11 protein-coding genes are annotated in these 12,950 nt (G+C 58.5%); 9 read left to right on the forward strand and 2 right to left on the reverse strand.

The genetic code is table 11. The features are described 5' to 3' along the window. Positions 1-2: 2 nt before the first annotated feature. From JWV26_RS13770 to JWV26_RS13780, 3 genes are read left to right on the forward strand one after another with little or no spacing between them, the layout of a single operon-like run. Entirely contained in the window at positions 3-1,148 is a 1,146-nt protein-coding gene (locus JWV26_RS13770) for a glycosyltransferase family 4 protein (RefSeq protein ID WP_206417083.1), read from the forward strand. Then, positions 1,145-2,029: a glycosyltransferase gene (locus JWV26_RS13775; RefSeq protein ID WP_206417084.1), complete on the forward strand. Its 885-nt coding sequence runs from the start codon at positions 1,145-1,147 to the stop codon at positions 2,027-2,029. Before JWV26_RS13770 ends, JWV26_RS13775 begins: the two co-directional genes overlap by 4 nt. Positions 2,030-2,031: 2 nt before the next feature. Continuing rightward, positions 2,032-2,688, forward strand: coding sequence for a CatB-related O-acetyltransferase (locus tag JWV26_RS13780; protein ID WP_206417085.1), 657 nt, complete (start codon positions 2,032-2,034; stop codon positions 2,686-2,688). Here JWV26_RS13780 and JWV26_RS13785 read toward each other — a convergent pair. Together JWV26_RS13785 and JWV26_RS13790 are read right to left on the reverse strand one after the other, a co-directional pair. Next, the gene (locus JWV26_RS13785) at positions 2,661-3,305 is read right to left on the reverse strand and encodes a phosphotransferase (RefSeq protein WP_206417086.1); all 645 of its coding nucleotides are present in this window, start codon (positions 3,303-3,305) and stop codon (positions 2,661-2,663) included. The genes JWV26_RS13780 and JWV26_RS13785 overlap by 28 nt on opposite strands. Then, complete coding sequence (locus tag JWV26_RS13790; protein ID WP_206417087.1) at positions 3,305-4,486, reverse strand: O-antigen ligase family protein; 1,182 nt, start codon at positions 4,484-4,486, stop codon at positions 3,305-3,307. The genes JWV26_RS13785 and JWV26_RS13790 overlap by 1 nt, the downstream gene beginning before the upstream one ends. Positions 4,487-4,612: 126 nt before the next feature. Between JWV26_RS13790 and msbA the strand changes: the two genes are divergently transcribed. The 6 genes from msbA to JWV26_RS13820 all read left to right on the forward strand — a co-directional run bounded on the left by msbA (position 4,613) and on the right by JWV26_RS13820 (position 12,909). Beyond that, positions 4,613-6,454, forward strand: coding sequence for a lipid A export permease/ATP-binding protein MsbA (gene msbA, locus JWV26_RS13795; protein WP_206417088.1), 1,842 nt, complete (start codon positions 4,613-4,615; stop codon positions 6,452-6,454). Next, entirely contained in the window at positions 6,454-7,350 is an 897-nt protein-coding gene (locus tag JWV26_RS13800) for a GNAT family N-acetyltransferase (protein WP_112212108.1), read from the forward strand. The genes msbA and JWV26_RS13800 overlap by 1 nt, the downstream gene beginning before the upstream one ends. Positions 7,351-7,353: 3 nt before the next feature. Then, complete coding sequence (locus JWV26_RS13805; RefSeq protein ID WP_206417089.1) at positions 7,354-8,790, forward strand: PIG-L deacetylase family protein; 1,437 nt, start codon at positions 7,354-7,356, stop codon at positions 8,788-8,790. A gap of 45 nt (positions 8,791-8,835) precedes the next feature. Continuing rightward, positions 8,836-10,257 (forward strand): bifunctional D-glycero-beta-D-manno-heptose-7-phosphate kinase/D-glycero-beta-D-manno-heptose 1-phosphate adenylyltransferase HldE, encoded by a 1,422-nt coding sequence (gene hldE / locus JWV26_RS13810; protein WP_206417090.1) that lies wholly within the window; start codon positions 8,836-8,838, stop codon positions 10,255-10,257. Between the two features lie 154 nt (positions 10,258-10,411). Continuing rightward, positions 10,412-11,683 (forward strand): acyl-CoA dehydrogenase family protein, encoded by a 1,272-nt coding sequence (locus JWV26_RS13815; protein ID WP_206417091.1) that lies wholly within the window; start codon positions 10,412-10,414, stop codon positions 11,681-11,683. Between the two features lie 14 nt (positions 11,684-11,697). Then, positions 11,698-12,909, forward strand: a complete 1,212-nt coding sequence (locus tag JWV26_RS13820) for an acyl-CoA dehydrogenase family protein (RefSeq protein ID WP_206417092.1) — start codon at positions 11,698-11,700, stop codon at positions 12,907-12,909. Positions 12,910-12,950 lie beyond the last annotated feature (41 nt).

Consider the following 12,950-nt stretch of genomic DNA (forward strand, 5'->3'; position numbering starts at 1 on the left):
ATATGGCGCGGCGTATCAAAGTCTTGCAGTTGCATCCAGACTACAACATCAAGACGCACGATTTTGCCGATTTGGGGGAGCAGATTTTTCACGCCCTACCTTCGGAGCGTTTCGAGACGATCAATGCGTTTCTACGTGGGCGGCCTACCGGTGATCAGCCCGAGAGTCGAGCCGAGCGTTCGATCTATTTCGAGTTTTCCGACGCCCAACTCAAAGGTATGCGTATTCGCGCCATGTGGCAGTTGTTCCGATATTGTCGAAGTGAGCGCTTCGATGTAGTGATCTGCAATCGCTTCAAGCCTGTGAACATGATGCTGATGCTAAATCGCTGGCTGAAGATCCCTTTGTGTATCGGTATCGCTCATGGTTTTGGCGAGTATGATCGGGCCTATCGTCGTCAGCAGACGGCTCGCTTGGTCAGCGCCGCTTGGCGTTTCGTAGGTGTTTCACCTGCGGTCAGACAATATCTCCTCGATTGCCGATGCGGCTTCACCGAGCGCAATACTGTCGCGATAACCAATGCCATTGATATTGTGCAGGCCGAAGGCCTTCAGCTTTCGCGTGACGAGGCGCGTTCCCAGTTAGGGCTCGAGCCACATGTACGGCTTGTCGGAGCGTTGGGGCGACTGGTTCCGGTAAAGGGGCATATTCACCTGATCCGTGCTTTTGCGCAGATTGCAGGGGCGCATCCGAATGCGCAGTTGGCAATCATTGGCGCGGGACGCGAGCATGACCGCTTGCTGCAGGAGGTAGAGCTTCTCGGTTTGCAAGGGCGTATACATCTGCTTGGTTTCCGCGAAAATGCCCTACGCTATGTGCGCGCATTCGATATATGGGCCATGCCTTCTTTGGCAGAGGGTCTAGGTTTAGCGCTGCTCGAAGGAATGAGTGGGCGACTGCCGGTGATCGCGAGCGATGTCCCAGCCATGCTGCCATTGATCCAGGGGGCTGGTGGTATTGCTGTCGCACCGGCAGATGTCGAGGGTTTGGGCAGGGCTTTGGATGAGTACCTCTCTCTCAGTGATGAGCAGCTCCAGATGAAGGGGGAGCAGTCCTACCGTTATCTGAAGGAACAGCATGATATTGACGTGTTTCGCCAGCAGTACCTGGAGTTGATCGACTTTGCGTTGAGCGAGGTGACGCCATGACGGAACAGCTGCCATTGGTCACGGTCGTCATTGCCTCATATAACCATGCGCCCTATATCGAAAAGTGCATCCTCAGTGTCGTGCAACAGACATATCCGCATATCGAGTTGCTCGTAGTTGATGACGGCTCCACAGATAACAGTGTGGCGCGAATAGAGCAGTTGCAGCGTGAGCATGGATTCGAACTGTGTGTTCAGCAGAACAAAGGCCTGACGCACACGCTCAACGAGGCGATTGCACGCGCCAAAGGCAGCTTGATTGCTCCGTTTGGTTCGGATGACATCATGGTGCCCGAGCGAATCGCCAAGCAGGTTGCGTACATGCAGGACAAGCCTGAGGTGGGAATCTGCGCCGGTAACATCGAATTGATCGATTCCGATGGCCAGCTGTTTCCTGAGTCTCGTCAGCGGAGGGATATCGCGTTCCGGCGACTGGATTTCGATGACGTGTTCATGGAGCGCAAACCTTATCCGCCAGCACCCACTCTGCTGTTTCGCAAAGAGGCGTTGGAGCAGGTGGGTGGGTTCGATCCGAAGATTCGACTGGAGGATCTGCTCATTGAACTCAAGATCACCCATGCCGGCTACTACATCGACTGCCTTGGCGAGGTGCTAGCTCAATACCGCAAACATGACAGCAACTCGTCCAAGAATACGCCGTTCATGGTGGACAGCATTCTGCGCACCTATGCCTTGTTCAAGGATCACCCGCAGTACGAATTTGTCCGGACACGCTTTCTCAGTTCGATGTTCCTCAAGTGCTCCAATCGAGATCGTGCTTACGCGAAGCAGTTGCTCAGGCAGATTCCGTTTCGTAGCTGGAACAGGAAGACCTGGCGTGGGTTGGGGCGTCTGCTTTTCTCGCCCTTGGAGAAGAATTGACCATGAGACTTTGGGCAAGATTTAGAGAGCGTCGGGCCAAGCGAGCGATCCGTAAGTTGCCGAAGCTGTATCGCGGTCAGGCACGGTTCCTGCTGCGCTATCCCCACTATTCGATTGGTGTCGGCAGCTATGGTCTGCCAATCGTTCATGACTGGAACGAGGGGGCTACGCTGCGTATTGGCGCTTACACCTCTATCGCCGAGCAGGTCGAGATTTTTCTGGGTGGTCATCACCGTACGGAGTGGGTCACGACCTACCCGTTCCCCGCAATGATTGATGAGGCTGCGGAGATTCCCGGTTATGCATTCAGTCGTGGCGATGTTGTTATCGGTAACGACGCGTGGCTATGTACCGGCGCGGTGATTCTTTCCGGCGTCACTGTGGGGGATGGTGCGGTGGTCGCCGCTGGCGCTGTGGTCACCCGTGATGTTGCGCCTTACTCGATCGTAGCCGGCAACCCAGCACGACACATCCGTTGGCGTTTTTCTGAGTCGATCAGAGAGGCGCTTTTGGCTGCGAAATGGTGGGATTGGCCGGAAGGCGAGATCCGTCAGGTCAGTACGCTGCTTTGCAGCGAGCGGTTGGATGCGTTTATCGAGTACGTGGAGCGGCGCACTAACGCCACGTCAAATCAGTCCGGCCTCAACAAAAGCGCCTGAACGAAATTAGGGGCGTACTGGCCGTAGCCTTCGCTCAACGCGTCCCTGTACAACCCGAAAAGCCAGTGTTCATCCTTTTCGTAGCGACGCATGTGCTTCAGGTTGCGTAGACGCATGCTCAGGCTGAGCGGGCGGCGTCCCACTTTCATATCCGCTACATCGATAAGACCTAATGCTTCATTTGGCAGCACGAGTACGTTGCCCAGGTGGATGGAACGGAAATAGACACCTTGCTCATGCAGGTGTCCGAGCAGTCGGCCGAATTGCGTAATCAATCTGCGCTGTTGTTCCGGCTGTGCTTCCTCGAGGGTCTTTCTAAGCGTATCGCCAGGCAATGGCACGTAATGCACGGCCGTGCCGTTTACTTCATCTTCTACGCGATAGGCTGCGATGATCTGCGGCGTGCTGAAGCCCAGACGTTGTAGGCGTCTGGCATTTTCTGAAAAGCGCATCGCGTAAGGCTTTAGTGTTTCGCTGGAGAATAACCGCCGCTTACGAAACAGTTTCAGGTAGCTGCCGTCCAGAAGGCGTAAAACCTTCGGGCCGAGACCATCCTGTTCCAAGACGGTCGAATCGTGCATCAGTACTTGTAGTTGATCGGCTGACAGACGTTGCATCAACGGTCTCGCTTTTTTTTGCGGCCGATATTCAAGGCTGCCACCAGGGCCAGGGGAATCCAGGTCAGGAACCAATGCTCCTTGGGGCGGGAAAGAATGCCACCACCCTCGGCCAGGCCGGCGCCAAGCCCGTAAACGACCAGGGCGCCAGCGATAATGAAATACAGGTCGCTGCGTTGCTGCCAGCAGGCCCAAAGTGCTGCTCCGTGCATAAACAGCCAGAAGAGGGCGCCAATGATCCCTGTGTAATACAGCACCCCGAGGAAGAAGCTATGGGGCTCGCTGAATGTGTATTTGGTTCCTGGGATGCTAATCGCAAGATGGGCATCGAAACCATGCCCGATCCAGGGCTGGAGGCGAATTTGCTCTAGTGCCAACTGCCAAATTTCTAAACGATAAGATGTGCCCCGGTTCAGCAAACCCTCCGGGTAGATCAGCAGCAGGGCCAATACACCACCGGCACCAAGGACGGCCAGCACAAGGGCGCGCTTATTCCAGCAGCAGATCATCAACCAGCCCGATGCGAGCGCTAGAGCGAGAATTGGAGTGCGTGAGCCGGTTGCAAGCAGGGTCAGCAACAGCACCGCGAGCGGTATGAGTGCCAGCTGGCTCTGCTTGCTGGAGGCTGTCATCCCCCAGCCAAGCCAGGCTATGCAGAACAAGCCGAATACATGCGAGCTGAGCAGAGGATTGTCCAGCGCGCCGCTACCGACCAGGCGAGCACCAGGTTTGTGATGGAGAGCAAAATCGATCAACGCATAAGCGGCTATCGGGATAATCACAAGTGAGGCCAGGCACACTACCTTCAGCAGTCGCGAGCAGTTGCGTTGGGCCATGAATGCGCAGGCCATGAAGAGCATGAGGATATACAGTGGCCTCTTGCTCAGCGATGCAACAGACTCGTCGGTGCCCGACCAGGAGATGCTCAGCAGGGCCCACGCAGAAAAGGCAATGAATGCTAGCGTGATGGGGTCGCGAAGCGGCGAGACAAGCTGCTTGGGCTGCATCACCATTGCGATGAGTGCCGGCGCTGCAATCAGTGCATAGAAAAGCTTGTGATACTGACTGCGATCGTCCAGCCAAGTGAGGCCGGTCAGCAAGCAAAAGTAGCCGATCGGCAAAATCCATTCGCCAATGAAATCTGATGTAGTGTGCGGCCAGGCGCGTAAGGCAAACGACATTGATCCTGTATCCCCTGATCCTGAATCGAGGCGCGATTCTACGGGATACCAGCGGATATTTCGCGCATCCATGGCGCAAGGGGGCTGTGATAGTATTCGCCCCTGTTCTGGCTGCGGCATATTTCCATGACCGATACCTCTGCGGACCTTCAATCCAGTTCTAGTTTGAAGATCTATTTTCGCTTGTTACGTTACGTCAGACCTTACATCGGTTTGTTCCTGCTCAGCCTGGCAGGCTTTCTGATCTTCGCGTCCACCCAGCCGATGCTGGGTTATATCCTCAAATATTTCGTAGACGGACTGTCCAATCCAGATGCCAGTCTTTTTGCGGGTGTGCCCTGGTTGCTGGAGCATGCGCCATGGCTAGCGCACCTGAAGCTGCTGCAGGCCGTACCACTGCTGATCGTGTTGATTGCGTTGTGGCAGGGTATTGGTTCGTTTCTCGGCAATTACTACCTGGCCAAGGTATCGATGGGATTGGTTCAGGATCTGCGCGTAGAGCTATTCAATAATCTGCTAACCCTGCCCAATCGTTATTTCGACAACCATAATTCCGGGCACCTGATTTCGCGGATCACCTACAACGTGACCATGGTCACCGGTGCCGCTACCGATGCGATCAAGGTGGTGGTGCGCGAGGGCATGACGGTGATTTTCCTGTTCGCCACCTTGCTGTGGATGAACTGGAAGCTGACGCTGGTGATGGTGGCCATCCTGCCGGTCATCGGTCTGATGGTGACCAGTACCAGCAAGAAATTCCGCAAGCAGAGCAAGAAGATCCAGACCAGCATGGGTGATGTCACCCACGTCACCTCCGAGAGCATCCAGGGCTACCGCGTGGTGCGCAGTTTTGGTGGTGAGGATTACGAGAAACGGCGCTTTCTCGGTGCCAGCGAGGAGAACAAGCTCAAGCAACTGAAGATGGTCAAGACTAATGCGGTCTATACGCCTTCGCTGCAGCTGGTGATCTACAGTGCCATGGCCGTGCTGATGTTTCTTGTCCTCTGGCTGCGTGGCGATGCCTCGGCGGGTGATCTGGTGGCCTATATCACTCTGGCGGGTCTATTGCCCAAGCCGATTCGCCAACTGTCCGAGGTCAGCTCGACCATCCAGAAAGGTGTGGCAGGTGCCGAGAGCATCTTCGAGCAGCTCGACGAGGAGCCGGAGGTCGACCGCGGCACTCAGGAGCGCGAGCGCGTCAGCGGCCGGCTGGAAGTAAAGGAGCTGAGTTTCAGCTACCCCGGCTCGGAAAAGCCCGTTCTGAACAATATTTCCTTCGTCGCCGAACCGGGGCAGATGGTGGCGCTGGTCGGGCGTTCCGGTAGCGGCAAGTCGACTCTGGCCAGCCTGATTCCGCGTTTCTATCACCACGAGCAGGGCAGCATCCTGCTCGATGGGGTGGATGTGGAGGATTACACCCTGCGCAACCTGCGCCGCCATATCGCCCTGGTTACCCAGCACGTCACCCTGTTCAACGATACGGTGCGCAACAACATCGCTTATGGCGACCTGGCTGGCGCACCGCTCGAAGCCGTTCAGCAGGCGGCGAGCGATGCCTATGCCGCCGAGTTCATCGAGAAGATGCCGCAAGGCTATGACACCCTGGTCGGCGAGAACGGCGTGCTGCTGTCCGGCGGCCAGCGCCAGCGCCTGGCTATCGCCCGGGCGCTGCTCAAGGATGCGCCGGTGCTGATCCTCGACGAGGCCACCTCGGCGCTCGACACCGAGTCCGAGCGGCATATCCAGGCCGCACTGGATCAGGTGATGCAGGGCCGCACCACTTTGGTTATCGCGCATCGCCTGACCACCATCGAGAAGGCTGATCTGATTCTGGTGATGGACCAGGGGCAGATCGTCGAGCGCGGCAGTCATGCCGAGTTGTTGGAGCGTAACGGATACTACGCTCGCTTGCATTCCACGCAATTTGAAGACGCTGGCACTGATAATTCAATCGAGCAGGATACTTGATGCTGGGCTATCTGCGTTTCTGGAGGGAGCGTGGCTGGGACGTGATCGAGGCCGCGGACTATGCTTTAGCCTGGGCTCGATTCGGAGGGAGCGTCATTACCCACCCGCTAGTGGTCGAGCGGCTTTCTGGCCTTGCCGGTATACCCGTGCGTTACCTCGGATACTTTGTTGGGGGCGAAATTCAGGCTGCCATTCCTACATGGGGGCGCTACCTCGCACTTTCGCGCAAGGTTCTGAAGAGCAAAGGGCAGCGTGAACTCTTTGACCTTGGCAATGCTGAAATCATTCTCCCTGCCGCTGTGGACGCACGAGCACCGTTGCGGCATGAGGTGAGCTACATCTCCGAACTTAATCGGGTGGCTTTTCCAGGGCTTCGTCTGCAGAAAGAGCAGTTGGCGATGGCACGAGCCCCTGAGGAGCTTTCGAAGAAGTTTCGCTATAACCAGAGGCGTGAGCTACGCCTGTTCGAGGAGGCCGGCGGTACAGTACGCTCTGTGGGCGAGTTCGCTCCAGATGACTTCGCCGCTATCTATACCGAACTGTTCGAGCGACGCTGGGGCTTTCCCGTGCCGGGGAAAGGCCATCTGAGTGAAGTATTTGCGTTGTTGCGCGAGCTGCTTCAAGGCTCCCTGCTGATGTTGGATGGTGTTCCTACTGCTGTTCAGGTGTTGTACAGGGTTGAGTCGCCAAACTGGCTCAGTTACGAGTACATCAATGGCGGAGTCGACCCTCGTGCTCAACACCTCAGTCCGGGCAGTGTCCTGAGCTTCATCAATACTCAAGCTGCATGGTCTGACGCTCGACAACAAGGAAAGGCATTGCGCTACTCTTTCGGCAGAGCCGATCGAGAGTACAAGGATCGTTGGTGCAGCAGGGTTGCCGCGTTTCGGACATAAAAAATGGAAACACGTAAGCAAGGACTGTTGCGCCGTCATCGGCGCAACAAGCGCATTACTATGGCTGTTGCGTTACCGATTATGGTGGCGCTGGACTGGTTTGCTGGCTGGAGTAGTCTGCCAGTACTTCTACTGTTGGCGTGGATTGCTCACGAGGCTTGGTTCTCTGACCATCTCTTTTACTCGCCGCGAGACGACTATCAGTATTCATTTCCTGCTTCGAGCCAAGTCGCTACCGGGACATTGAGCAAGGGGCGGATAGCTCTGGATACAGTCGATCTTACGAATGCGATGGACACGCTCATTCTTGAAGTATCCATCCATAGTTCCTGGCTGGGACGCTGGCTAGACCCCCATATTCTGATCTGTGCTGAGGCAATACTTGACAGGCAGGATTTCGAGCAGGGCGCGCGTGGTCGGCGTTACCTCAATATTTCTGGTCTGTTGCCCGAGCTGCAAAGCGGAAAACTGCGATTGCGTACGCGGTTTTGCCGGCTCTCGACTGACGTACGGTTATACGCATTTTCAAACCCCGATTATGCAATGCGACGCGTGATGGTCATTGCGCCACATGCGGACGATGCCGAGCTTGCTGCCTTTGGTCTCTATAGTCGAAGTGATGAGGCCTGCATTGTGACGCTCACTCAAGGTGAAATCGAGGCTCATAACTATGCACGCATGGGCCTCGACAGGGCCGCGGCGGCCCGTCTCAAGGGGCGCCTGCGTAGCTGGAGTAGCCTGGCTGTTCCGCTGTGGGGGGGCGTGCCTGCAAGCAGGTGTGTGCAGTTGGGGTACTATTGTCTTCAGCTGACGCCCATGGCCTCGGCTCCAGAGCAGGCTTTCCCGTCTCTTGAGTCGGGTGAGTCGGATATGCGCAGTGTGCGCCGTTTCAATCCCATTATTTTGCCTGGCGATGTCGACGGAGTGCCATCGTGGCGGAACCTTGTTGGTGATCTGGCTGCTCTGCTTGTCGCTTTTCGTCCAGAGGTAGTGGTTCTGCCTCATCCGGAACTTGATCCTCATCCTGATCATATCCAGGCCAGCAAGCTTCTCGATGAGGCGGTTGCTCTGAGTGAATGGAGCCCTGAGGTACGTCTGCTCTATGCCAATCACCTATACGATAATGATCGTTGGCCCATGGGGCCTGTTGGCAATGGCATATCGTTGCCCCCTTGCCATACAGGCCTGTCGATCGATGGGCTGTGGAGCCCGCTTCTGAACGATTCAGTGCGGATGGACAAGGCGCAGGCGTTGGCCATGCAGCATGATTTGCAGACGCCATTGCCTCTCAAAAAACGCCTTCGTCGCTTAATTCAGTGGTTACTGGCTGGGCGGCGTTGGCCCGAAGTCGGCCAGGATGATTTCTTCCGCAAGGCAGTACGTCGTCATGAGCTGTTCTGGGTGCGCGCGTTACCCGATAGGGATGCTCGGGTTGACTGAGTGGCCATGTTATTATTCTCTCCATTTTTTTGCTCTGGAGCTCCCATGAAGCTGACCATGCCTCGCTACGATCAAGCCGCCGTTCTGGTGGTGGGCGACGTGATGCTCGATCGCTATTGGCATGGCGGCACCTCGCGGATTTCTCCGGAGGCGCCGGTTCCGGTGGTGCGTGTCGACCAGATCGAGGATCGTCCCGGTGGTGCTGCCAACGTGGCCCTGAATATCGCCGCACTTGGTGCGCGGGCCTTGCTGGTTGGGGTTACCGGTAATGATGAGGCCGCCGAAAGCCTGAGCGACAGCCTGCGTGGCGCGGGCGTGGATGCACATTTCCAGCGTCATGACGACCAGCCGACCATCGTCAAGCTGCGGGTGATGAGCCGTCACCAGCAACTGCTGCGCATGGACTTCGAGGAGCCTTTCAACACCGATACCGCCGCTCTGGCCCGTGAGGTCGATACACTGCTCGATGGGATCAAGGTGCTGGTACTTTCGGACTATGGCAAGGGGGCGTTGCAGAATCATCAGGCGCTGATCCAGGCCGCGCGCAGGAAAGGCATTGAGGTGCTGGCTGATCCCAAGGGCAAGGACTTTTCCATCTACCGTGGCGCCAGCCTGATCACCCCCAATCTGCACGAGTTCGAACTCATCGTTGGTGGTTGCGCCGATGAAGCCGAGCTGGTCAGCAAGGGGGCCACGCTGATGCGCGAACTGGAGCTCGGGGCCCTGCTGGTGACTCGTGGCGAGCACGGCATGACCCTGCTGCGTCCGGATCACGCCCCGCTGCACCTGCCGGCTCGTGCCCGAGAGGTGTTCGACGTTACCGGTGCAGGCGATACGGTGATCTCTACCCTTGCAGCTTCCATCGCTGCGGGCGAAGAGTTGCCGCTGGCGGTGGCCCTGGCCAACCTGGCTGCCGGCATCGTCGTCGGTAAGTTGGGCACTGCGGCGATCAGCGCACCTGAGCTGCGCCGCGCCGTGCAGCGTGAAGAGGGTTCCGAGCGTGGCGTGCTGAGCCTGGATCAATTGCTGATCGCCATCGACGACGCCCGTGCCCATGGCGAGAAGATCGTCTTCACCAACGGCTGCTTCGACATCCTTCACGCCGGCCACGTGACCTATCTGGAGCAAGCGCGCGCGCAGGGCGACCGTCTGATCGTGGCGATCAACGATGACGCCTCGGTCAGCCGCCTGAAAGGCCCGGGGCGGCCGATCAATGCCGTCGACCGGCGCATGGCGGTGCTCGCCGGCCTGGGTGCGGTGGATTGGGTGGTGAGCTTCGGTGAAGACACGCCCGAGCGCTTGCTCAAGCAGGTGCAGCCGGATGTGCTGGTCAAGGGCGGCGACTACGGCATCGATCAGGTGGTAGGCGCCGGTATCGTCCAGGCCTATGGCGGCGAAGTGCGTGTGCTCGGCTTGGTGGAAAACAGCTCCACCACCGCTATCGTCGAGAAGATTCGCAGCAAATGACTGCAGGCTGAGCAAGACGCAGGTCTTGCTCAGCCAGTACGTTTCCCTGGCGATGGCTTGACCCGATTGCCGCCGCGGCGCGTCTTGAGGGTCATAGGCGTGCGCCAGTCGGCAGCGCATCATCGATGGCATCTCTCATGTGGAGCGAGATGCCATGATCGTCGATACCCAAGGCCAGGCTCTGAGCGTACTGAGCAAGCTGGCCCAGGCCGACTGGCCAGACCGCCTCAAGGTACGCAAATCCTTCGAGAAGCTCGTCTACAGCGGTAGCCGCGCCAGTTTTCGCCTGGCCGCCGGCGGCACCAGCAACAAGCCGCGCGCGGCAGCCGATGACTTGTTTGATCTATCACTGACCGAAGAGCAGCAGATGCTGGTGGACATGCTCCAGGGCTTCGCGCTGGAGGTTCTGCGCCCGGCTGCGCACGGGGCCGACGCCGAGGCTCACGTGTCTGCGGCACTGCTCAATCAGGCGCATGAGCTGGGCCTGGCCCACTATGGCGTTGCCGAAGCACAAGGTGGTCTTGCTGGGGCGCGCACCGTGCTGAGCAACGCGCTGATCGCCGAGAGTCTGGCGCAGGGCGACTTTTCTCTGGCCGCGGCCTTGCTGATACCGCTGTCCGCAGCCAATTGCATTCGGCGCTGGGGAAACTACGCGCAGCAGTCTGCCTGGTTGCCGGCATTCGTCAGTGAACAAGGCGCGCCAGGCTTCGCGTTGGCGGTAACAGAGCCCGGCGTATTGACCGATGCTGGTCAACCCGCGACGCGGGCGCGCAAGCGCGGCAAGCACTATCTGCTCGATGGGGAGAAGGCGCTGGTCATTGCTGGTCTGGATGCCAGTTGGTTGATCGTAAGCGCCCAGGCAGTTGATGGCCCGGCGCTATTTATTGTCGATGCGGCGAGCAAGGGTGTCTGTCGCCGTGTCGAGCCGGGCATGGGGCTCAAGGCCTGCGGGTTGGCACGTATTCAACTGAAAGGCGTCAAGGTACCAGGCGAGTGCCGTCTGGCAGGCGAGGGTTTCGATTTTCCGGCCTTTCTCGATTATTCGGCCTTGGCATTCTGTGCCCTTGCAGTCGGTACGGCGCAGGCGGCACTGGACTACGTGACGACTTACTGCAACGAGCGCCAGGCGTTCGGCGAGCCGATCAGTCATCGCCAGGGCGTGGCCTTCATGGTGGCCGACATCGCCATCGAGCTGGACGCCATGCGTCTGCTGCTCTGGCGTGCCTGCGCCCGTGCAGAGTCTGGTCTGCCGTTTCGCCGTGAGGCGTACCTGGCACGCCTGCTCTGTGTGGATAAGGCGATGAAGATCGGCTCCGATGCGGTGCAACTGCTCGGCGGCCATGGTTTTACCCAGGAGCACCCGGTCGAGCGCTGGTATCGCGACCTGCGCAGCGTAGCGGTGCTCACTGGCGGCCTTCATCTCTGAACAGGCAGGCAACCATGAATCTGGAAACCCCGAAGAAATTCCGCGGCCTGCAACAGCAGGCGCAGCTGGTGGCCAAACACTACTTCCGGCCGATTTCGCGCAAGTACGACAAGGCCGAGCACGCCTATCCCAAGGAGCTGGATCTGCTCGCCGCGTTGCTCGATGGCATGAACGAAGGCTCGCCCGATGCCGTCGGTGCCGGTTCGGCCAGCAAGCGCGGCGCCGCCCGTGAGCAGCAGGCAGGCATCACGAATGGCGGCAACATGGCTGCGCTGCTCGGCGTGATGGAGCTGTGCTGGGGCGATGTCGGCCTGCTGCTGGCCATGCCGCGTCAGGGCCTGGGCAATGCGGCTATTGCCGCGGTGGCCAATGACGAGCAACTGGCGCGGTTCGGCAAGACCTGGGCGGCCATGGCGATTACCGAGCCGGGCTGTGGTTCAGATTCGGCGGCGATTCGCACCACGGCGGTAAAGGATGGCGACCACTACATCCTCAATGGTGAAAAGATCTTCGTCACCTCCGGCGAGCGTGCCGATGCCGTGGTGGTTTGGGCTAGTCTGGACAGGAGTCTGGGGCGTTCGGCAATCAAATCCTTCGTGGTGGAGAAGGGCACGCCAGGCATGGCGGTTACTCGCCTGGAGAAGAAACTCGGCATCAAGGCCTCGGATACCGCCTCGATCAGCTTTAGCGACTGCCGGGTGCCGGCGGTCAACCTCTTGGGCAACGCCGAGATCGACGTGCAGAAGGGCTTTGCTGGGGTCATGGAAACCTTCGACAACACCCGACCGCTGGTCGCCGGCATGGCGGTCGGCGTGGCGCGCGCGGCGCTGGAGCGTACCCGTGAATTGCTGAGCAAGGCCGGTTGCCGCTTTGATTACGCCAAACCACTGCTGAGCGTTACCCATGCCGAGGCCACGTTGTATCGGCTGGAGGCGGAATGGGAGGCAGCGCGCCTGTTGACGCTAAAAGCGGCATGGATGGCCGACAACAAACTGCCCAACTCCAAGGAGGCGTCCATCGCCAAGGCCAAGGCAGGGCGTGTGGCCAGCGAGGTGACGCTCAAGTGCGTGGAGCTGGCCGGTGCGCTGGGCTACGGTGAGGATGAATTGCTGGAGAAGTGGGCGCGCGATTCGAAGATTCTCGATATCTTCGAAGGCACCCAGCAGATTCAGTTGCTGATCGTTGCCCGGCGCCTGCTGGGCAAGAGTTCCAGCGAGCTCAAGTAATCAAGGTAATCCAATCCGCCGCGAGCTTGCTGCACGTGGCG

This window comes from Ectopseudomonas toyotomiensis (assembly GCF_017167985.1).
GTDB lineage: Bacteria > Pseudomonadota > Gammaproteobacteria > Pseudomonadales > Pseudomonadaceae > Aquipseudomonas > Aquipseudomonas toyotomiensis.

Excerpts from the sequence above, each read along its gene's own strand:
- JWV26_RS13770 (WP_206417083.1), top strand. The coding sequence starts at position 3 with ATGGCGCGGCGTATCAAAGTCTTGCAGTTGCATCCAGACTACAACATC.
- JWV26_RS13775 (WP_206417084.1), top strand. The coding sequence starts at position 1,145 with ATGACGGAACAGCTGCCATTGGTCACGGTCGTCATTGCCTCATATAAC.
- JWV26_RS13780 (WP_206417085.1), top strand. The coding sequence starts at position 2,032 with ATGAGACTTTGGGCAAGATTTAGAGAGCGTCGGGCCAAGCGAGCGATC.
- JWV26_RS13785 (WP_206417086.1), bottom strand. The coding sequence starts at position 3,305 with ATGCAACGTCTGTCAGCCGATCAACTACAAGTACTGATGCACGATTCG.
- JWV26_RS13790 (WP_206417087.1), bottom strand. The coding sequence starts at position 4,486 with ATGTCGTTTGCCTTACGCGCCTGGCCGCACACTACATCAGATTTCATT.
- msbA (WP_206417088.1), top strand. The coding sequence starts at position 4,613 with ATGACCGATACCTCTGCGGACCTTCAATCCAGTTCTAGTTTGAAGATC.
- JWV26_RS13800 (WP_112212108.1), top strand. The coding sequence starts at position 6,454 with ATGCTGGGCTATCTGCGTTTCTGGAGGGAGCGTGGCTGGGACGTGATC.
- JWV26_RS13805 (WP_206417089.1), top strand. The coding sequence starts at position 7,354 with ATGGAAACACGTAAGCAAGGACTGTTGCGCCGTCATCGGCGCAACAAG.
- hldE (WP_206417090.1), top strand. The coding sequence starts at position 8,836 with ATGAAGCTGACCATGCCTCGCTACGATCAAGCCGCCGTTCTGGTGGTG.
- JWV26_RS13815 (WP_206417091.1), top strand. The coding sequence starts at position 10,412 with ATGATCGTCGATACCCAAGGCCAGGCTCTGAGCGTACTGAGCAAGCTG.
- JWV26_RS13820 (WP_206417092.1), top strand. The coding sequence starts at position 11,698 with ATGAATCTGGAAACCCCGAAGAAATTCCGCGGCCTGCAACAGCAGGCG.